Origin of the sequence: Streptococcus oralis (assembly GCF_023110055.1) — a bacterium.
Lineage (GTDB): Bacteria > Bacillota > Bacilli > Lactobacillales > Streptococcaceae > Streptococcus > Streptococcus oralis_BY.
On sequence record NZ_JALDVG010000001.1, the window covers coordinates 308,440 to 325,911 of the forward strand.

A 17,472-nucleotide genomic window follows, 5' to 3' on the forward strand; every position below is an offset into this window, starting at 1 on the left:
GTTGAGAATTGATTTTCTGTCATCTTAGTCCAGAGAAATGGCGGTGCTGCGAGCCATCTAAGCTAGGAAGTCATGCTACTCAATCAGACAATTGCATAAGAATAAGAGAATGACAAGTTCATTGAATGAAGGTGGTACCGCGGTTTTTCGCCCTTCGTGATGTGAGCTTGTCTTTTGATTTTTGGAGGTGTTTATGAAGACATTTCTCGTGAAACAAAAGTTTCGTCTTGGAGGCGAACGCTTCGATATCAAGGATGATAGAGGAGTAGTGAACTATCAAGTGGAGGGCTCTTTCTTCCAAATTCCTAAGACCTTTACCATCTATGACGCCTATGGTGAGCAGGTCAGTGAAATCAGTAAAGAATTTTTCACCTTGCTTCCTCGCTTTACTATTCAGCTACGAAACGGTTCCAATTTCGTCATTCGTAAGAAGTTGACCTTCTGGCGAGATAAGTATGAGTTTGATGATTTAGGGCTTCGTATCGAGGGCAATATTTGGGATTTAAATTTCAAATTGCTGGATGACCGTGATCAGCTTGTCGCCGAGATTCGGAAAGAGATTTTCCATTTGACCTCAACTTACACCGTAACCGTCTATGAAGACTCTTATGCAGATCTGGTCATTTCCCTTTGTGTCGCGATTGACTATGTGGAGATGCTGGAAAGCCAATCAAATTAAACAAGTAATAAGGAGATATTATGAAACAACTATCTAGTGCTCAAGTTCGCCAAATGTGGCTTGATTTCTGGGCAAGCAAAGGACACTCTGTAGAACCATCAGTCAGCTTGGTTCCTGTAAATGACCCAACTCTTTTGTGGATTAACTCTGGGGTAGCAACCCTTAAGAAATACTTTGACGGAACCATTATCCCTGAAAATCCACGTATTACCAATGCCCAAAAAGCGATTCGTACTAACGATATTGAAAACGTAGGGAAGACTGCGCGTCACCATACTATGTTTGAAATGTTAGGGAACTTCTCTATCGGGGATTACTTCCGTGACGAAGCCATCACATGGGCTTATGAGCTTTTGACAAGCCCAGAATGGTTTGATTTTCCAGCTGAAAAACTCTACATGACCTACTATCCAGATGATAAAGATTCTTACAACCGCTGGATTGAAGTAGGAGTGGACCCAAGCCACTTGATCCCAATCGAAGACAACTTCTGGGAAATCGGTGCGGGACCTTCTGGACCTGATACAGAAATCTTCTTTGACCGTGGAGAAGCCTTTGACCCAGAAAATATTGGTCTTCGCCTGCTTGCAGAGGATATCGAAAACGACCGTTACATCGAAATCTGGAACATCGTTTTGTCACAATTCAACGCTGATCCAGCTGTTCCTCGTAGTGAGTACAAGGAATTGCCACACAAGAATATTGATACGGGTGCTGGTTTGGAGCGTTTGGTGGCAGTTATCCAAGGGGCTAAGACAAACTTTGAAACAGACCTCTTCATGCCAATCATCCGTGAAGTTGAGAAATTGTCTGGTAAGGTTTATGACCAAGATGGCGACAACATGAGCTTCAAGGTCATTGCTGACCATATCCGTTCTCTTTCATTTGCCATCGGTGATGGTGCCCTTCCTGGAAATGAAGGTCGTGGTTATGTCCTTCGCCGTCTCCTCCGTCGCGCGTCTATGCACGGTCAAAAATTGGGTATCAACGAGCCTTTCCTTTACAAACTCGTTCCAACTGTTGGAAAAATCATGGAAAGCTACTACCCAGAAGTGCTTGAAAAATGTGACTTTATCGAGAAAATCGTGAAGAGCGAGGAAGAGTCATTTGCCCGTACTCTTCACTCAGGTCAACATTTTGCCCAAGGTATCGTAGCAGACCTGAAAGCCAAAGGTCAAAACGTTATCGCGGGGCAAGATGTCTTCAAACTCTACGATACATATGGATTCCCAGTTGAATTGACAGAAGAAATCGCTGAAGAAGCTGGGATGACTGTAGACCGTGAAGGTTTTGAAGCGGCCATGAAAGAGCAGCAAGAACGTGCGCGTGCGTCAGCTGTCAAAGGTGGCTCAATGGGAATGCAAAATGAAACCCTTCAAAACATTACAGTGGAAAGTGTCTTCAACTACAATGCCAGCCAATTGCCTTCTAAGTTGGTGGCTATCGTGGCTGACAATGCAGAAGTAGAAGCTGTTTCTGAAGGAACTGCCTCTCTTATCTTTGCAGAGACTCCATTCTACGCTGAAATGGGTGGACAGGTAGCTGACCACGGTCAAATCTTGGATGCTAAAGGAAATGTCGTAGCGAATGTGACGGATGTGCAAAAAGCACCAAACGGACAAGCTCTTCATACTGTTGAAGTTCTTGCACCACTTGCTTTGAACCAAGAATACACCTTGGCAATTGATACCAACCGTCGTCATCGTGTCATGAAGAACCACACAGCCACTCACTTGCTCCATGCGGCTCTTCACAATATCCTTGGCCACCATGCGACACAAGCAGGATCTCTGAACGAAGTAGAATTTCTTCGCTTTGACTTTACTCACTTCCAAGCTGTGACTCCTGAAGAGTTGCGCGCCATTGAACAGCAAGTCAATGAGAAGATTTGGGAAGCCATCGCAGTGGAAACTGTTGAGACAGATATTGACACGGCTAAAGAAATGGGAGCTATGGCCCTCTTTGGTGAGAAATATGGTAAAGAAGTCCGCGTTGTGACCATCGGTGACTACTCTATTGAGCTTTGTGGTGGTACCCACGTTGGCAACACTTCTGAGATTGGCCTCTTCAAGATTGTCAAAGAAGAAGGAATCGGATCAGGAACTCGCCGTATCTTGGCAGTAACTGGTAAGGAAGCCTTTGAAGCTTATCGCGAACAAGAAGATGCTTTGAAAGCAGTCGCAGCAACCTTGAAAGCACCTCAACTCAAGGAAGTTCCTCACAAGGTTGAAGGTCTTCAAGAGCAACTCCGTCAATTGCAAAAAGAAAATGCAGAGTTGAAAGAAAAAGCTGCAGCAGCAGCGGCAGGCGATGTTTTCAAGAATGTTCAAGAAGCGAACGGACACCGTTACATTGCTAGTCAAGTTTCTGTTTCAGATGCAGGTGCCCTTCGTACCTTTGCGGATAACTGGAAGCAAAAAGATTATTCTGATGTGCTTGTTCTTGTAGCAGCAATCGATGATAAGGTGAATGTCCTTGTAGCCAGCAAGATAAAAGAAGTACACGCAGGTAACTTGGTTAAAGAATTGGCTCCAATCGTCGATGGACGTGGTGGTGGAAAACCAGACATGGCCATGGCAGGAGGAAGCAACCAAGCTAAAATCCAAGAACTCTTGGAGGCAGTAGCAGGTAAATTGTAAGACAATAAAGATCTATCCATTTGGGTAGGTCTTTTTGTGCATACAAAAAAGCCAAATCCGGTTGGATCTGGCTTGTACCTGATAGGTTTATTTAACCGCCCAGACACTGACTGAACCTGCTTCTACTGGAAATTCTCCATAACCTTCAGCATTGATTGTAACTTGTGCTGGGTGATTTTCAAGGAGGTCAACAAAGGTTTGATCAGCCCATTCTGGACCAACAAACATAGACTTGCTATTTTCTTGGTCATTTGAAATCAAGACTGCGATTGGGGATTGATGTTCAGCGCCTGAACGGACCCATCCAATACAGTTGGCATCGTCAAAGTAGTCTGTTTGCTCTCCATAGGCCAAGTCTTTTCGGATGACTAGGAGACGGTCAAGAACTTCTCTGAAATCTTGTTGACCAAATTGCCCTGAAATACCGTAATAATCTCCGTAAAAGACACATGGAAGTCCATCTTGGCGTAATAGAATAAGGGCATAGGCTGCTGGCTTGAACCATTCTTCAACAGTAGACTCAAGAGCCTGTCCTCGTTGAGTATCATGGTTGTCAACGAAAGTGACAGCCTTGTCAGGCTTGAGTTCAACCAAGCTATCTGTGAAAATGTCACGAAGGTCGTAGCTTGCTCCAGCATGGCTAGCTTCAAAGAGGTTTTGGTGGAGGCGAACATCTACAAGGTCAAAACGTTCTTCTGTTTTTTCAAGATAGTCCAGATTGGCTTCCTTATCTGGATTCCAAAATTCCCCAAAAACGTAGAAATCTTGACCGTATTTTTCCTTCATATCACGGATGAAATTGCGCATGAAGAAAGAGTCGATGTGCTTAACGGCATCCAAGCGGAAACCAGCTACACCAGTCGTTTCCATGAACCAGTCAGCCCAGTCATAGATATTTTGGATGACTTCAGGATGTTTAAAATCTAGGTCGGCATACATGAGGTAGTCGTAGTTACCGTTTTCGTTATCGACCAATTCCTCATTTGCCCAACCTTTATTGTCTCCTTGGATCAGGTAAATACCAGACTTACGGCGTTTGGCATCGTAGTCTGTACCTGTGAAGTGGTACCAGTGCCAGTGGAAGTCATTGTAGGTATCTTGGCGACCATCGAAAGTAAAGTGAGTCCAGCCATTGATAGTAAAGGGCTCGCTTAATTGAACGGTACGGTCCTCAGGGTCCACTTCAATAACCTGAAAGGCTTCCATATGATCGGCAGCAGCCTTGTGATTGAGCACCACATCGGCCATAGGTTGAATTCCCTGCGCCTTTAGGGCTTGAATGGCTTGAAGATAGTCTTCTTTAAACCCATACTTGGTACGGACAGTCCCTTTTTGCTGAAATTCACCTAGGTCAAAAAGATCGTAAACACCATAGCCGACATCTTTTTCGTTGGTTGCCTTGAAGGCAGGTGGCATCCAGACGTGGCTGATACCAAGGTTTGCTAGGTGCTCTGCGTCATTTGTCAGTCGAGCCCAGTGTTGGCCGTCGTGAGGCAAATACCATTCAAAGTATTGCATAAGTGTTTGATTTTGCATGATTTTTCCTTTTACTTGTCAATGTTGTGTTTTATTCTACCATAAAGTTTAGAACTAGGCAAACGTTTGCGCAATTTTCTATACTCATTTCTGTTTTTGTCTATTTTTAGCGAATAGAATCTCTCTTTCCATCACAAGGGAGAGGATGTTTTGGTGAAAAAGTAAATGGGATAAACTTATTTTAACAAAAATGACACTCAGTAAACTAAAGTACAACTGGTTAAACGGTTTCTTTTTTGAGAATTGTCACAAAATTTGCTATAATAGTAGCTATGAATAGAATTAGGGTCAGCAGACGTGTTGAAAAAAAGCTAGCTAAGGGTCTAGTTCTTTTGGAAGCAAGTGATTTAACAGATATTGATCTGACGGATCAGGCAGTAGAAGTTCTTAGTCAAGACGGGAAGTTTTTAGGGAGTGCCTATCTTTCTCAGCAGAACAAGGGCATTGGCTGGTTGGTCAGCAAGGAAAAGGTTGGTTTCAACCAATCCTTCTTTGAAACTCTGTTTCGTAAGGCTAAGGAAGCTAGAAAGCCTTATTATCAAGATGACTTGACTACTGCCTTTCGCCTTTTTAACCAAGAGGGGGATGGTTTTGGTGGTCTGACTATTGATCTCTATGGAGATTATGCTGTCTTTTCTTGGTACAACTCCTTTGTTTACCAGATTCGTGAGCTGATCGTAAAGGCTTTTAAGGAAGTTTTCCCTGAGGTCTTGGGGACTTATGAGAAGATTCGTTTTAAAGGTCTAGACTACGAGTCTGCCTATGTTTATGGTGAGGAAGCGCCAGATGATTTTACTGTTCTTGAGAATGGCGTGCTCTATCAAGTCTTTATGAATGATGGTTTGATGACAGGGATTTTCCTAGACCAGCATGAGGTTCGTGGGAGTTTGGTTGACGGTCTAGCCATGGGCAAATCCTTGCTCAATATGTTTTCCTATACGGCGGCCTTTTCAGTTGCTGCAGCTATGGGAGGCGCTAGTGAGACGACTTCTGTCGACTTGGCCAAACGGTCTAGAGAGCTGTCAGAAGCCCATTTTCATGCAAATGGACTTAGCACGGACAATCATCGTTTTATCGTTATGGATGTCTTTGAGTACTTCAAGTATGCCAAGCGAAAAGGCTTGACTTATGATGTGCTTGTTCTTGATCCACCAAGCTTTGCCCGCAATAAAAAACAAACATTCTCTGTAGCTAAGGACTATCACAAGTTGATTTCCCAGAGTCTAGAGATTTTAAATCCGGGAGGCATTATCATTGCCAGTACCAATGCTGCCAATGTTTCCCGCCAGAAATTTACAGAACAAATTGATAAAGGTTTTGCAGGAAGAAGGTATCAGGTCTTGAACCAATACGGACTTCCAGCAGACTTTGCCTATAATAAAAAAGATGAAAGCAGTAATTACCTCAAGGTGATTAGTATGAAGGTTAGTAGATGAAATTAATCGTTTCAGTAATGCCAAGAAGTTTAGAAGAAGCGCAAGAACTGGATGCCACTAGGTATGAAGATGCCGATATCATTGAGTGGCGTGCGGACTTTCTTACAAAGGACGCTATTTTACAGGTAGCACCCGCTATCTTTGAGAAATTTGCAGGACGCGAACTTGTCTTTACCCTTCGGACCCGCGCTGAGGGAGGAGAAATCGAACTTTCCTCAGAAGAGTATGTTCAAATCATTAAGGAAGTTACTCAGCTTTATCAGCCGGATTATGTAGATTTTGAGTATTTCAGCTACAAGGACGTTTTTGAGGAAATGTTGGATTTTCCAAATCTTGTTTTGAGTTACCATAATTTCCAGGAGACACCTGAAAACATGATGGAAATTTTGTCTGAGTTGACCAGTCTCTCTCCGAAAGTGGTCAAGGTATCAGTTATGGCTCATACGGAGCAGGATGTTTTAGACCTGATGAATTACACTCGAGGATTTAAAACACTCAATCCTGAGCAAGAGTACGTGACCATTTCCATGGGGAAAATGGGCAAGGTATCACGCATTACTTCAGATGTGACGGGTTCGAGTTGGTCATTTGCTAGTCTGGATGAAGCGAGTGCCCCAGGTCAGATTTCGCTATCAAACATGAAGAAAATCAGGGAGATTTTGGATGAAGCTTGATGGCTATACGCGTTTAGCTGCAGTTGTTGCCAATCCCATTAAACACTCTATTTCACCCTTTATTCACAATAGGGCATTTGAGGCGACAGCTATTAATGGTGCCTATGTAGCTTGGGAGATTGAAGCGGGTGATTTGGCAGAAACAGTCGCTAATATTCGCCGTTACCAGATGTTTGGCATCAACCTGTCTATGCCTTACAAGGAGCAGGTTATTCCTTATCTGGATGAGTTGAGTGATGAGGCTCGTTTGATTGGGGCGGTTAATACGGTTGTTAATCAAGACGGAACGTTAATTGGATATAATACAGATGGCAAGGGATTCTTTAAGAGCTTGCCTTCTTTTACAATCTCGGATAAGAGAATGACCATTCTGGGCGCAGGTGGTGCAGCCAAATCCATTTTGGCGCAAGCTATTTTGGATGGCGTCAGTCAGATTTCAGTTTTTGTTCGTTCAGTTTCCATGGAAAAAAAAAGACCTTACCTAGACAAGTTGCAGGAGCAAACAGGTTTTAAAGTGGACTTGTATGCTTTAGAAGATCTTTCTGAACTGCAATCAAGGATTGCCGAGTCGGACCTGCTCGTCAATGCGACCAGTGTAGGGATGGATGGCAAATCATCCCCAGTTCCAGAAAGCATCAATTTGCCAGAGGCTCTCTTGGTGGCAGATATTATTTACCAACCCTTTGAGACTCCATTTTTGAAATGGGTTAGAAGTCAGGGCAATCCAGCAATCAATGGCCTTGGAATGTTGCTCTATCAAGCTGCTGAAGCTTTTCAACTGTGGACAGGTAAAGAAATGCCGACAGACGAGATTTGGCAGTCCTTAACAGAAAAATATCAATAATGAAAAGGAGACCCTACTATGAAAATCAGAATCGATATTCCGCATCATCCTTATGATATTCAGATTGAAAAAGGTTGTCTGGCTCAGGCTGGTCAATGGTTGCGAGAACTCTGGCAACCTCAAAAAGTGGTCATTGTAACCGACAACCATGTAGCTTCTCTCTATGTAGAGAATGTTAAACTCAGCTTAGAAGATGCTGGTTTTCAGGTAGCTGTTTTTGACTTTTTAGAAGGCGAAGAAAGAAAGAATTTAACAACCGTTCAGAAGATCTATGAATTTCTAGTCAAGCAAGGTCTGACTCGTAGCGATGGGATCGTGGCTCTTGGCGGTGGTGTTGTTGGGGATCTGGCTGGTTTTGTAGCCTCTACCTATATGCGGGGCATTCACTTTGTTCAGATTCCGACTAGTTTGACTGCCCAGGTTGATTCTTCTATCGGTGGAAAGACGGGTGTCAATACTCCATTTGCTAAAAATATGGTGGGAACTTTTGCCCAACCAGATGGGGTTCTGATTGACCCGCTGGTCCTTGAAACACTCGGAAAAAGGGAGTTGATTGAAGGGATGGGTGAGGTTATCAAGTATGGCTTGATTGAGGATCCAGAACTTTGGGCTCTCTTGACGGAGCTGGATGGTTCTGTAGAGAGCATTCTGGAGCATGCAGAGACTTTGATTGAACATTCTTGTCAGGTTAAGCGGAAGATGGTGGTTGAAGATGAGTTGGATAACGGTGTTCGTCTTTACCTCAATTTTGGACACACTATTGGTCATGCCATTGAAGCAACGGCCGGTTATGGCAAAGTCATGCATGGTGAGGCCGTGGCCATGGGGATGGTGCAGATTTCCAAGGTTGCTGAGGGAAAAGGTCTTATGCCAGAAGGAATAACCCAGTCCATCACAGCTATGTGTCAGAAATTTGGTTTGCCAGTTGACTATGAAAACTGGGATGTTGACAAGCTTTATCAGGCTTTGACTCATGACAAGAAGGCACGTGGCAACACCTTGAAATTGGTCTTGGTACCAGAGCTTGGTTCAGCGACCATTCACCCAGTTTCCCTGGAAGAGATGAAAGACTACTTGGTAAAATAAGGAGAACGTATGAGATATTTAACTGCAGGAGAATCACACGGCCCCCGTCTGACGGCTATTATTGAAGGAATTCCAGCGGGCCTTCCTTTAACAGTAGAGGACATCAACGAGGATCTGAAACGTCGTCAGGGTGGCTACGGTCGTGGTGGTCGTATGAAGATTGAGAGTGATCAGGTTGTCTTTACATCGGGCGTTCGTCACGGGAAGACGACAGGGGCTCCCATTACCATGGATGTCATCAATAAGGACCACCAGAAATGGCTGGATATCATGTCTGCAGAAGACATCGAAGATTGCCTTAAAAGTAAACGGAAAATCACCCATCCACGTCCCGGTCATGCCGATTTGGTAGGGGGCATCAAGTACCGTTTTGATGATTTGCGAAATTCTTTGGAACGTTCATCAGCTCGTGAAACCACCATGCGAGTTGCTGTTGGGGCAGTAGCCAAACGTCTCTTAGCTGAGCTAGATATGGAGATTGCTAACCATGTCGTGGTCTTTGGTGGTAAGGAGATCGATGTTCCAGAAAACTTAACAGTCGCAGAGATTAAAAAACTGGCAGCCCAGTCGGAAGTTTCTATTGTCAACCAAGAGCGGGAACAGGAAATCAAGGACTATATTGACCAAATCAAACGTGACGGTGATACCATCGGTGGGGTTGTGGAGACAGTCGTCGGAGGTGTTCCAGTTGGCCTCGGTTCCTATGTCCAATGGGACAGAAAATTAGATGCCAGATTGGCCCAAGCAGTTGTCTCTATTAATGCCTTTAAAGGGGTGGAATTTGGTCTTGGATTTAAAGCTGGTTACCGAAAAGGTAGCCAAGTTATGGATGAAATTCTCTGGTCTAAAGAAGACGGCTATACTCGTCGTACCAATAATCTAGGTGGTTTCGAAGGTGGTATGACCAATGGGCAACCAATTGTTGTTCGTGGAGTCATGAAACCCATTCCCACTCTTTATAAACCTCTTATGAGTGTGGATATCGAGACGCACGAACCTTACAAGGCAACTGTGGAGAGAAGTGATCCGACCGCTCTTCCAGCAGCAGGTGTGGTCATGGAAGCTGTTGTGGCAACGGTTCTGGCGCAAGAAATCCTTGAAAAATTCTCATCTGACAATCTAGAGGAATTAAAAGAGGCAGTTGCCAAGCACCGAGACTATACAAAGAACTATTAAGGAGTCCTTATGGCAAAAACCATCTATATCGCAGGTCTCGGTTTGATTGGTGCTTCGATGGCACTCGGTATCAAGCGCGATCATCCTGATTATGAAATTTTAGGTTATAATCGCAGTCAGGCTTCGAGAGACATTGCCTTGGAGCGGGGGATGATAGACCGTGCGACGGATGATTTTGCTAGTTTCGCTCCTCTAGCAGATGTTATCATTCTGACCTTGCCAATCAAACAGACCATTGCTTTTATTAAGGAACTGGCAAACTTAGACTTGAAGGAAGGCGTCATTATCTCGGATGCAGGCTCAACCAAGTCAGCCATTGTGGAAGCAGCGGAGCAGTATTTAGCTGGCAAGCCTGTTCGCTTTGTCGGGGCCCATCCCATGGCTGGTAGCCACAAGACAGGGGCTGCCTCTGCGGATGTTAATCTCTTTGAAAATGCCTACTATATTTTCACACCTTCGAGCCTGACAAGTCCTGACACACTTGAGGAAATGAAGAATCTGCTTTCAGGTCTTCATGCTCGTTTTATCGAGATTGATGCCAAGGAGCATGATCGGGTGACTTCTCAGATTAGCCATTTTCCTCATATTCTGGCTTCCAGCCTTATGGAGCAGACGGCAGTTTATGCTCAAGAACATGAGATGGCAAGGCGCTTTGCGGCGGGTGGTTTTCGAGATATGACCCGCATTGCGGAAAGCGAGCCAGGTATGTGGACTTCTATTCTATTGTCCAATCGTGAAACTATTCTGGATCGAATTGCGGATTTCAAGGAGCGCCTAGATGAGGTTGGACAAGCCATCAGCAAGGGAGATGAAGAGCAAATCTGGAACTTTTTCAACCAAGCGCGTGCGCAACGTCAGGCCATGGAAATCCATAAGCGTGGTGGTGTGGACAGTTCTTATGACCTCTATGTCGATGTTCCCGATGAGGAAGATGTTATCTTGCGGATTTTGGAATTGCTACGTGGAACTTCCTTGGTTAATATCCACATCAACGAAGAAAACCGTGAGGATGTTCACGGGATTCTCCAAATTTCCTTTAAAAATGCTCAGGATTTGGAACGAGCTGAGCGCTTAATTTCAGAAAATACGGACTACACAGTCGTCATCAAATAAGGAGAAAATCATGTCAAATATTTACGATAGTGCAAATGAACTCAGTCGAGGTCTACGTGAATTACCAGAATACAAGTCTGTCAAGGCGGCAAAAGATGCCATCCAAGCTGATAAGGAAGCCAGCAAGATTTTTGCAGATTACCTTGCCTTCCAGCAAGAAATCCAAGTCATGGCGCAAACTGGACAAATGCCAGACGCCTCTTTCCAAGAAAAGATGCAGTCTTTCAGCAAACAAATCCAAGAGAACGCTCTTTTGTCAGATTTCTTTGCCAAACAGCAACAATTGTCCATTTATCTTTCGGACATTGAAAAAATTGTCTTTGAACCTGTTTCAGAATTATTGAAATAGTATTTTATCTGTATAAAAGCCAGAAATTTCAGGAATTTCTGGCTTTTTTGTGATAAAATAAGAAAAAGTATTGAAGTATGAGGTCAACTATGAAACTAAAAACAAACACTCGCCACTTACATGGCAGTATCCGAGTTCCAGGTGACAAGTCTATTAGCCACCGTTCGATTATTTTTGGAAGTTTGGCTGAGGGCGAGACTAAGGTTTATGATATTTTGCGTGGAGAGGATGTACTTTCAACCATGCAGGTTTTTCGTGACCTTGGTGTTGAAATTGAGGACAAAGATGGTGTCATTACCATTCAAGGTGTTGGCATGGATGGCTTAAAAGCGCCACAAAACGCCTTGGATATGGGGAATTCTGGAACCTCGATTCGCCTGATTTCAGGTGTCCTTGCTGGTGCAGATTTTGAAGTAGAGATGTTTGGAGATGACAGCCTTTCCAAACGCCCTATGGATCGTGTGACCCTTCCCTTGAAAAAAATGGGAGTCAGCATTTCTGGTCAAACAGAGCGAGACCTGCCTCCTCTGCACTTGAAAGGCACTAAAAACCTAACACCGATTCACTATGAGTTGCCAATCGCCTCTGCCCAAGTCAAGTCTGCCTTGATGTTTGCGGCTTTGCAGGCTCAGGGGGAGTCCGTTATTATCGAGAAAGAATGTACTCGCAACCACACCGAAGATATGCTACAGCAATTTGGTGGTCATTTAAGTGTGGATGGCAAGGAAATCACAGTTCAAGGACCACAAAAACTAATCGGACAAAAGGTAGTTGTGCCAGGAGATATTTCCAGTGCAGCCTTTTGGTTGGTCGCAGGTTTGATTGTTCCAAACTCTCGTGTGGTGCTGCAGAACGTGGGCATCAATGAAACGCGTACTGGTATTATTGATATCATTCGTGCCATGGGAGGAAAACTAGAAATAACTGAAATTGATCCAGTTGCTAAATCAGCAACCCTGACTGTCGAGTCTTCAGACCTAAAAGGAACAGAGATTGGTGGAGCCTTGATTCCACGTTTGATTGATGAATTGCCGATTATTGCCCTTCTCGCGACGCAAGCGCAAGGTGTAACGGTCATTAAGGATGCTGAGGAACTCAAGGTCAAGGAAACAGACCGCATTCAGGTGGTGGCAGATGCCTTAAATAGCATGGGAGCGGATATCACTCCTACAGCAGACGGGATGATTATCAAAGGGAAATCAAGACTTCATGGCGCTAGAGTCAATACGTTTGGTGACCATCGAATTGGAATGATGACAGCCATCGCAGCCCTCTTGGTTGCGGATGGAGAAGTGGAACTTGACCGTGCTGAAGCCATCAATACCAGCTATCCTAGCTTCTTTGATGATTTGGAGAGCTTGATTCATGGCTAAGGTATTACTCGGATTTATGGGGGCTGGCAAATCGACAATCGCTAGAGGATTGGACTCAGACTACATCGATATGGATGCCTTAATCGAGGAACGTTTGGGCATGTCCATTGCGGATTTTTTTGCTGAAAAAGGAGAAGTGGCCTTTCGTCAAGTAGAGTCAGAAGTCCTAGCTGACTTACTAAAAACGGACCGAGTTGTGTCAACTGGCGGAGGAGTTATCATTTCTCAGAGAAATCGTGACTTGCTCAAAACCAATCCTGATAACATCTACCTAAAAGCAGATTTTGAAACCCTCTACCAACGTATCGCAGCTGATAAGGACAATCAACGCCCGCTTTTTCTAAATCATAGTAAGGAAGAGCTAGCCAGAATTTTCCAAGAAAGACAGGCCTGGTATGAGGAAGTAGCCAGTCGGGTTTTGGATGTGACCAAGTTAAGCCCAGAGGAAATTATAGAGGAACTGAGATGAAAATTGCCTATCTAGGTCCCAAGGGATCATTTTCGCATCATGTTGTGCAGACAGCTTTTCCCAAAGAGGAATTGCAGGCTTTTGCCAATATCACAGATGTCATCAAGGCCTATGAACAAGGCTTGGTGGACTATTCGGTGGTGCCAGTTGAAAATTCTATCGAGGGTAGCGTTCATGAAAGCTTGGATTACCTTTTTCATCAGACTCGCATCCAAGCAGTTGCAGAAATCGTTCAACCCATTCACCAGCAGTTAATGGTGGTTCCCGGTCAGTCAAAAATTGAGAAAATTTTTTCTCATCCTCAGGCTCTGGCTCAAGGAAAGAAATTCATCGACAAACACTATCCAGAAGCCAAAATTGAGGTAACAGCCAGTACCGCCTATGCGGCCCGCTTTATCTCGGAACATCCAGACCAGCCTTATGCAGCTATTGCTCCTAGAACTTCAGCTGAAGAATATGGATTGGAATTGATTGCTAAAGATATTCAGGAAATGGAAGCCAATTTCACACGTTTTTGGGTGTTAGGGGCAGAGATACCGAAGCTTCCTTTGAACTCACAAGCTGAAAAAATGAGTTTGGCCTTGACCTTACCAGACAACTTACCTGGTGCTCTTTACAAGGCACTTTCGACCTTTGCTTGGAGAGGGATTGATTTAACAAAGATTGAAAGTCGCCCTCTTAAAACAGCCTTGGGAGAATACTTTTTCATTATCGATGTAGACTATAGTGACAAAGAACTGGTTCATTTTGCCAGACAAGAACTAGAAGCCATTGGGATCCAGCACAAGATTCTGGGAATCTACCCGATTTTTACCATAACTGATATAGAAAAGGAGAGTCAATGAGCAAAGAAAATCCTTTAAGTCATCATGAGCAGTTACGCTATGACTATCTCTTCAAAAATATTCATTACCTCAACGACCGTGAACGGAGGGAGTTTGATTATCTGCAACAGAAGATGGCAGGTCCCAAGTCTGAAGTTCACCATTTCTACCAAGAAGAAAAAGAAGAATCTTGGGGTAGAGACATTGACCTTCCGACTTATGGCAGTAGAAGTCGGTCTAAGAAACGTGAAAAGGTAGCTCCTCAACCTAAAGTCAAAAAGAAAAAGAGAAGAATTGGCTTCAAACGAATATTGACTTGGTTCTTGCTGTTGATTACATGTGTGGCTGCAGGGATGATTTTTATGTTTCTTCGAGGGTTCCAGTCAGCAGCCAATCCAACAAATAAACCAGCTGACGCCAAGGCAGCTCAAGTAGAGGTCTTTAACGGTCAGGATACCAAAGATGGTGTGAATATCCTAGTCATGGGGACAGATGGCCGTATCGGTCAAAATAGTGCGGAGACACGTACCGACACAATCATGGTGCTGAATGTCAGCGGATCAGATAAGAAGATCAAGTTAGTCAGCTTTATGCGTGACAACTTGGTTTATATCGACGGGTACAGTAAGATTGTAAATGGCCAGAAACAGACGGATAACAAACTAAATGTTGCCTATGAACTTGGGGAACAAGAAGGGCAAAAAGGGGCTGAAATGGTCCGCAAGGTTCTAAAAGACAACTTTGATTTGGATATTAAGTACTATGCTCTAGTTGACTTCCAGGCCTTTGCAACAGCTATTGATACCCTCTTCCCTGACGGAGTAACGATTGATGCCCAATTCTCAACATTGAATGGTCAACCTTTAACAGAAGCCACAGTCGGAGATGACCTTCATGCAACAGAGACAGAGTCCCCAACTCAAACCATCAAAGTTGGAAAACAGCAGATGAATGGCTCCACCTTGCTGAACTATGCTCGCTTCCGTGATGATGACGAGGGAGACTATGGCCGTACCAAACGTCAGCAACAAGTCATGTCAGCAGTTCTTGAGCAAATCAAAGATCCAACCAAGCTCTTTACGGGATCAGAGGCACTTGGAAAAGTCTTTGGCATGACATCAACAAATCTACCATATAGCTTCTTGTTGACCAATGGCTTATCTGTCCTAGAAGGTGCTCAAAATGGCATTGAAAGACTCACCGTCCCAGAACTTGGTGACTGGGTAGACGCTTATGATATCTATGGTGGACAAGGACTTCTAGTTGATCAAAATAAATACCAGACCAAACTCGCCCAAATGGGAATGAGATAGAATACTATAAAAAAATCAAAGTTTGAATCACTAATGAAAAAGTGGTTTAGGCTTTGATTTTTCTTAGTATCTGATGGATTTTTAGGGCTTTTTTATGGTATAATAAAACGATATAACTCGTTATTGGACAGAAGAGGAGAGACATGAGTGATTTGAAAGCGATTCAGGCTCGTAGTCTGGAAATGGCTGAATATTTCGTCGCATTTTGTAAAGAACATGATTTATTGTGCTATCTCTGTGGTGGAGGAGCCATTGGTGCCCTACGTAACAAAGGCTTCATTCCTTGGGATGATGATTTAGACTTTTTCATGCCACGTAAGGATTATGAAAAATTAGCAGAGCTGTGGCCACGTTATGCAGACGAGCGTTATTTCTTGTCAAAGAGTAACAAAGATTTTGTAGACCGTAACCTTTTTATTACCATTCGTGATAAGGAAACCACTTGTATCAAGCCTTATCAAAAGGATTTGGATTTGCCACACGGTTTGGCCTTGGACGTTTTACCATTGGATTATTATCCTAAAAATCCAGCTGAGCGTAAGAAACAAGTTCGTTGGGCCCTGATTTATTCACTCTTTTGCGCCCAAACTATCCCAGAAAAGCATGGTGCAGTCATGAAATGGGGAAGTCGTATCTTACTCAGCCTGACTCCTAAATTTCTACGTTATCGCATTTGGAAAAAAGCTGAAAAAGAAATGACCAAGTATGGTCTGGCTGAGAGCGATGGAATTACGGAATTATGCTCAGGTCCCGGCTACATGCGAAACAAATACCCAATCGCATCCTTTGAAGACAATCTTTTCTTGCCATTTGAAGGAACAGAGATGCCCATTCCAGTCGGTTATGATGCCTATCTCAGCACTGCTTTTGGGGACTATATGACACCACCACCAGCGGACAAGCAAGTACCGCATCATGATGCTATTATAGCGGACATGGACAAGAGCTACACAGAGTACAAGGGAGAATATGGAGCATGATGGGAGAAAAAATAAGCGTTATCGTTCCAGTTTACAATGTAGAAGCCTATTTGGAGCGATGTGTGGAGTCGATTCTTCAACAGACTTATACCCATTTTGAGTTAATCCTAATCAACGATGGTTCTACTGATTCCAGTGGACAGATCTGTGATCACTTAGCATCTCAGTATGAGAATATCAAGGTTTATCATATCGAAAATGCTGGTGTTTCAAATGCAAGAAATATGGGAATTCAGCTAGCGACGGGTTCTTGGGTTACCTTTATTGATAGCGATGATTTCGTTACCCAGGATTATCTAGCTACTTTAGCAAGTGCAGTTGAAGGGGTGAATGTAGGCTTTGCAATTGCTCCTCTGCACCATATCAAAAACGGCATTGTAACAGACCTACCTTCACATTCTGGGAAAACAGAACTCTGGTCAACAGAAGAAACCATGAAGGAACTACTGATGACTACCAGAACATCATTTTTTCCAGTTGCAAAACTGTTTAAGAGAGACCTGCTTGCGGATGAAAAGTTTAATACAAACTATCACTTAGCTGAAGATGCTCTATTTTTAACTGAATTGCTACTAAAGACAAGATGCAGTTGCGTATTTATTGACAAACCTGTTTATTATTATGATCATCGTGAGGGAAGTGCAACAACATCTGTTAATCGACATGTATTTGACACGATAGAAGTTTATCAGCAAATAATTGCTCAAGTTTCACAAGCCTTCCCTAATTTAAAATACGAATTAATAAATAGAGAATGTTGGTCGTACATCACAGTTTACGATAAAATTATCTTTACTTCACGTGAAGAGTATCAAAAGGAGAAAGCCGAGCTGAGGAATTGGATTGTTCAGCATCGACACGAAATATGGAAAGATGCTTATTTCACCACTTTTCGCAAGGTAGCGATCCTATCACTTGTCATTTCTCCATGGCTATATAAGAAAATTGTTGGATTAAAAAACTAATATCATGAGAAGGAGT

Annotated in this window: 16 protein-coding genes; 15 read left to right on the forward strand and 1 reads right to left on the reverse strand. The window is 43.5% G+C overall.

Annotated elements, in window-relative coordinates; genetic code table 11:
* Window positions 1-193 precede the first annotated feature (193 nt).
* Both M1G01_RS01475 and alaS read left to right on the forward strand, forming a co-directional pair.
* Complete coding sequence (locus M1G01_RS01475) at window positions 194-679, forward strand: LURP-one-related/scramblase family protein (RefSeq protein ID WP_061420712.1); 486 nt, start codon at window positions 194-196, stop codon at window positions 677-679.
* 20 nt (window positions 680-699) lie between these two features.
* Window positions 700-3,318 carry an alanine--tRNA ligase gene (gene alaS / locus M1G01_RS01480; protein ID WP_247930984.1) on the forward strand — a complete coding sequence of 873 codons (2,619 nt, stop codon included), beginning with the start codon at window positions 700-702 and terminating at the stop codon, window positions 3,316-3,318.
* 87 nt (window positions 3,319-3,405) lie between these two features.
* On the opposite strand, the gene M1G01_RS01485 is transcribed toward alaS, so the two are convergent.
* On the reverse strand, window positions 3,406-4,854 hold the full coding sequence (locus M1G01_RS01485; RefSeq protein WP_247930985.1) for an alpha-amylase: 1,449 nt from the start codon (window positions 4,852-4,854) through the stop codon (window positions 3,406-3,408).
* 272 nt (window positions 4,855-5,126) lie between these two features.
* Between M1G01_RS01485 and M1G01_RS01490 the strand changes: the two genes are divergently transcribed.
* The 13 genes from M1G01_RS01490 to M1G01_RS01550 all read left to right on the forward strand — a co-directional run bounded on the left by M1G01_RS01490 (window position 5,127) and on the right by M1G01_RS01550 (window position 17,456).
* Window positions 5,127-6,290 (forward strand): class I SAM-dependent rRNA methyltransferase, encoded by a 1,164-nt coding sequence (locus M1G01_RS01490; RefSeq protein WP_247930986.1) that lies wholly within the window; start codon window positions 5,127-5,129, stop codon window positions 6,288-6,290.
* The gene (aroD, locus tag M1G01_RS01495) at window positions 6,287-6,964 is read left to right on the forward strand and encodes a type I 3-dehydroquinate dehydratase (protein ID WP_000767778.1); all 678 of its coding nucleotides are present in this window, start codon (window positions 6,287-6,289) and stop codon (window positions 6,962-6,964) included. Before M1G01_RS01490 ends, aroD begins: the two co-directional genes overlap by 4 nt.
* A complete protein-coding gene (locus tag M1G01_RS01500) occupies window positions 6,954-7,808 on the forward strand; it encodes a shikimate dehydrogenase (RefSeq protein ID WP_247930987.1) in 855 nt (284 codons plus the stop codon). The genes aroD and M1G01_RS01500 overlap by 11 nt, the downstream gene beginning before the upstream one ends.
* Before the next feature lie 18 nt (window positions 7,809-7,826).
* A complete protein-coding gene (aroB, locus tag M1G01_RS01505; RefSeq protein WP_247930988.1) occupies window positions 7,827-8,894 on the forward strand; it encodes a 3-dehydroquinate synthase in 1,068 nt (355 codons plus the stop codon).
* 9 nt (window positions 8,895-8,903) lie between these two features.
* Window positions 8,904-10,070, forward strand: coding sequence for a chorismate synthase (gene aroC / locus M1G01_RS01510; protein ID WP_247930989.1), 1,167 nt, complete (start codon window positions 8,904-8,906; stop codon window positions 10,068-10,070).
* Between the two features lie 9 nt (window positions 10,071-10,079).
* Entirely contained in the window at window positions 10,080-11,183 is a 1,104-nt protein-coding gene (locus M1G01_RS01515) for a prephenate dehydrogenase (protein WP_247930990.1), read from the forward strand.
* Window positions 11,184-11,193: 10 nt separating this feature from the next.
* Window positions 11,194-11,532 carry a YlbF/YmcA family competence regulator gene (locus M1G01_RS01520; RefSeq protein WP_247930991.1) on the forward strand — a complete coding sequence of 113 codons (339 nt, stop codon included), beginning with the start codon at window positions 11,194-11,196 and terminating at the stop codon, window positions 11,530-11,532.
* An 89-nt stretch (window positions 11,533-11,621) separates the two neighbouring features.
* The gene (gene aroA, locus M1G01_RS01525; RefSeq protein ID WP_247930992.1) at window positions 11,622-12,905 is read left to right on the forward strand and encodes a 3-phosphoshikimate 1-carboxyvinyltransferase; all 1,284 of its coding nucleotides are present in this window, start codon (window positions 11,622-11,624) and stop codon (window positions 12,903-12,905) included.
* Entirely contained in the window at window positions 12,898-13,374 is a 477-nt protein-coding gene (locus tag M1G01_RS01530; RefSeq protein ID WP_247930993.1) for a shikimate kinase, read from the forward strand. The genes aroA and M1G01_RS01530 overlap by 8 nt, the downstream gene beginning before the upstream one ends.
* Entirely contained in the window at window positions 13,371-14,219 is an 849-nt protein-coding gene (gene pheA / locus M1G01_RS01535) for a prephenate dehydratase (protein ID WP_247930994.1), read from the forward strand. Before M1G01_RS01530 ends, pheA begins: the two co-directional genes overlap by 4 nt.
* Window positions 14,216-15,511, forward strand: a complete 1,296-nt coding sequence (locus M1G01_RS01540) for an LCP family protein (protein ID WP_044020552.1) — start codon at window positions 14,216-14,218, stop codon at window positions 15,509-15,511. Before pheA ends, M1G01_RS01540 begins: the two co-directional genes overlap by 4 nt.
* 143 nt (window positions 15,512-15,654) lie before the next feature.
* On the forward strand, window positions 15,655-16,491 hold the full coding sequence (locus M1G01_RS01545; protein ID WP_247930995.1) for a LicD family protein: 837 nt from the start codon (window positions 15,655-15,657) through the stop codon (window positions 16,489-16,491).
* Window positions 16,488-17,456, forward strand: coding sequence for a glycosyltransferase family 2 protein (locus M1G01_RS01550; protein ID WP_247930996.1), 969 nt, complete (start codon window positions 16,488-16,490; stop codon window positions 17,454-17,456). The genes M1G01_RS01545 and M1G01_RS01550 overlap by 4 nt, the downstream gene beginning before the upstream one ends.
* Window positions 17,457-17,472 lie beyond the last annotated feature (16 nt).

What these genes read in the sequence shown, in the direction of transcription:
- M1G01_RS01475 (WP_061420712.1), top strand. Translation starts at nt 194, where the DNA reads ATGAAGACATTTCTCGTGAAACAAAAGTTTCGTCTTGGAGGCGAACGC.
- alaS (WP_247930984.1), top strand. Translation starts at nt 700, where the DNA reads ATGAAACAACTATCTAGTGCTCAAGTTCGCCAAATGTGGCTTGATTTC.
- M1G01_RS01485 (WP_247930985.1), bottom strand. Translation starts at nt 4,854, where the DNA reads ATGCAAAATCAAACACTTATGCAATACTTTGAATGGTATTTGCCTCAC.
- M1G01_RS01490 (WP_247930986.1), top strand. Translation starts at nt 5,127, where the DNA reads ATGAATAGAATTAGGGTCAGCAGACGTGTTGAAAAAAAGCTAGCTAAG.
- aroD (WP_000767778.1), top strand. Translation starts at nt 6,287, where the DNA reads ATGAAATTAATCGTTTCAGTAATGCCAAGAAGTTTAGAAGAAGCGCAA.
- M1G01_RS01500 (WP_247930987.1), top strand. Translation starts at nt 6,954, where the DNA reads ATGAAGCTTGATGGCTATACGCGTTTAGCTGCAGTTGTTGCCAATCCC.
- aroB (WP_247930988.1), top strand. Translation starts at nt 7,827, where the DNA reads ATGAAAATCAGAATCGATATTCCGCATCATCCTTATGATATTCAGATT.
- aroC (WP_247930989.1), top strand. Translation starts at nt 8,904, where the DNA reads ATGAGATATTTAACTGCAGGAGAATCACACGGCCCCCGTCTGACGGCT.
- M1G01_RS01515 (WP_247930990.1), top strand. Translation starts at nt 10,080, where the DNA reads ATGGCAAAAACCATCTATATCGCAGGTCTCGGTTTGATTGGTGCTTCG.
- M1G01_RS01520 (WP_247930991.1), top strand. Translation starts at nt 11,194, where the DNA reads ATGTCAAATATTTACGATAGTGCAAATGAACTCAGTCGAGGTCTACGT.
- aroA (WP_247930992.1), top strand. Translation starts at nt 11,622, where the DNA reads ATGAAACTAAAAACAAACACTCGCCACTTACATGGCAGTATCCGAGTT.
- M1G01_RS01530 (WP_247930993.1), top strand. Translation starts at nt 12,898, where the DNA reads ATGGCTAAGGTATTACTCGGATTTATGGGGGCTGGCAAATCGACAATC.
- pheA (WP_247930994.1), top strand. Translation starts at nt 13,371, where the DNA reads ATGAAAATTGCCTATCTAGGTCCCAAGGGATCATTTTCGCATCATGTT.
- M1G01_RS01540 (WP_044020552.1), top strand. Translation starts at nt 14,216, where the DNA reads ATGAGCAAAGAAAATCCTTTAAGTCATCATGAGCAGTTACGCTATGAC.
- M1G01_RS01545 (WP_247930995.1), top strand. Translation starts at nt 15,655, where the DNA reads ATGAGTGATTTGAAAGCGATTCAGGCTCGTAGTCTGGAAATGGCTGAA.
- M1G01_RS01550 (WP_247930996.1), top strand. Translation starts at nt 16,488, where the DNA reads ATGATGGGAGAAAAAATAAGCGTTATCGTTCCAGTTTACAATGTAGAA.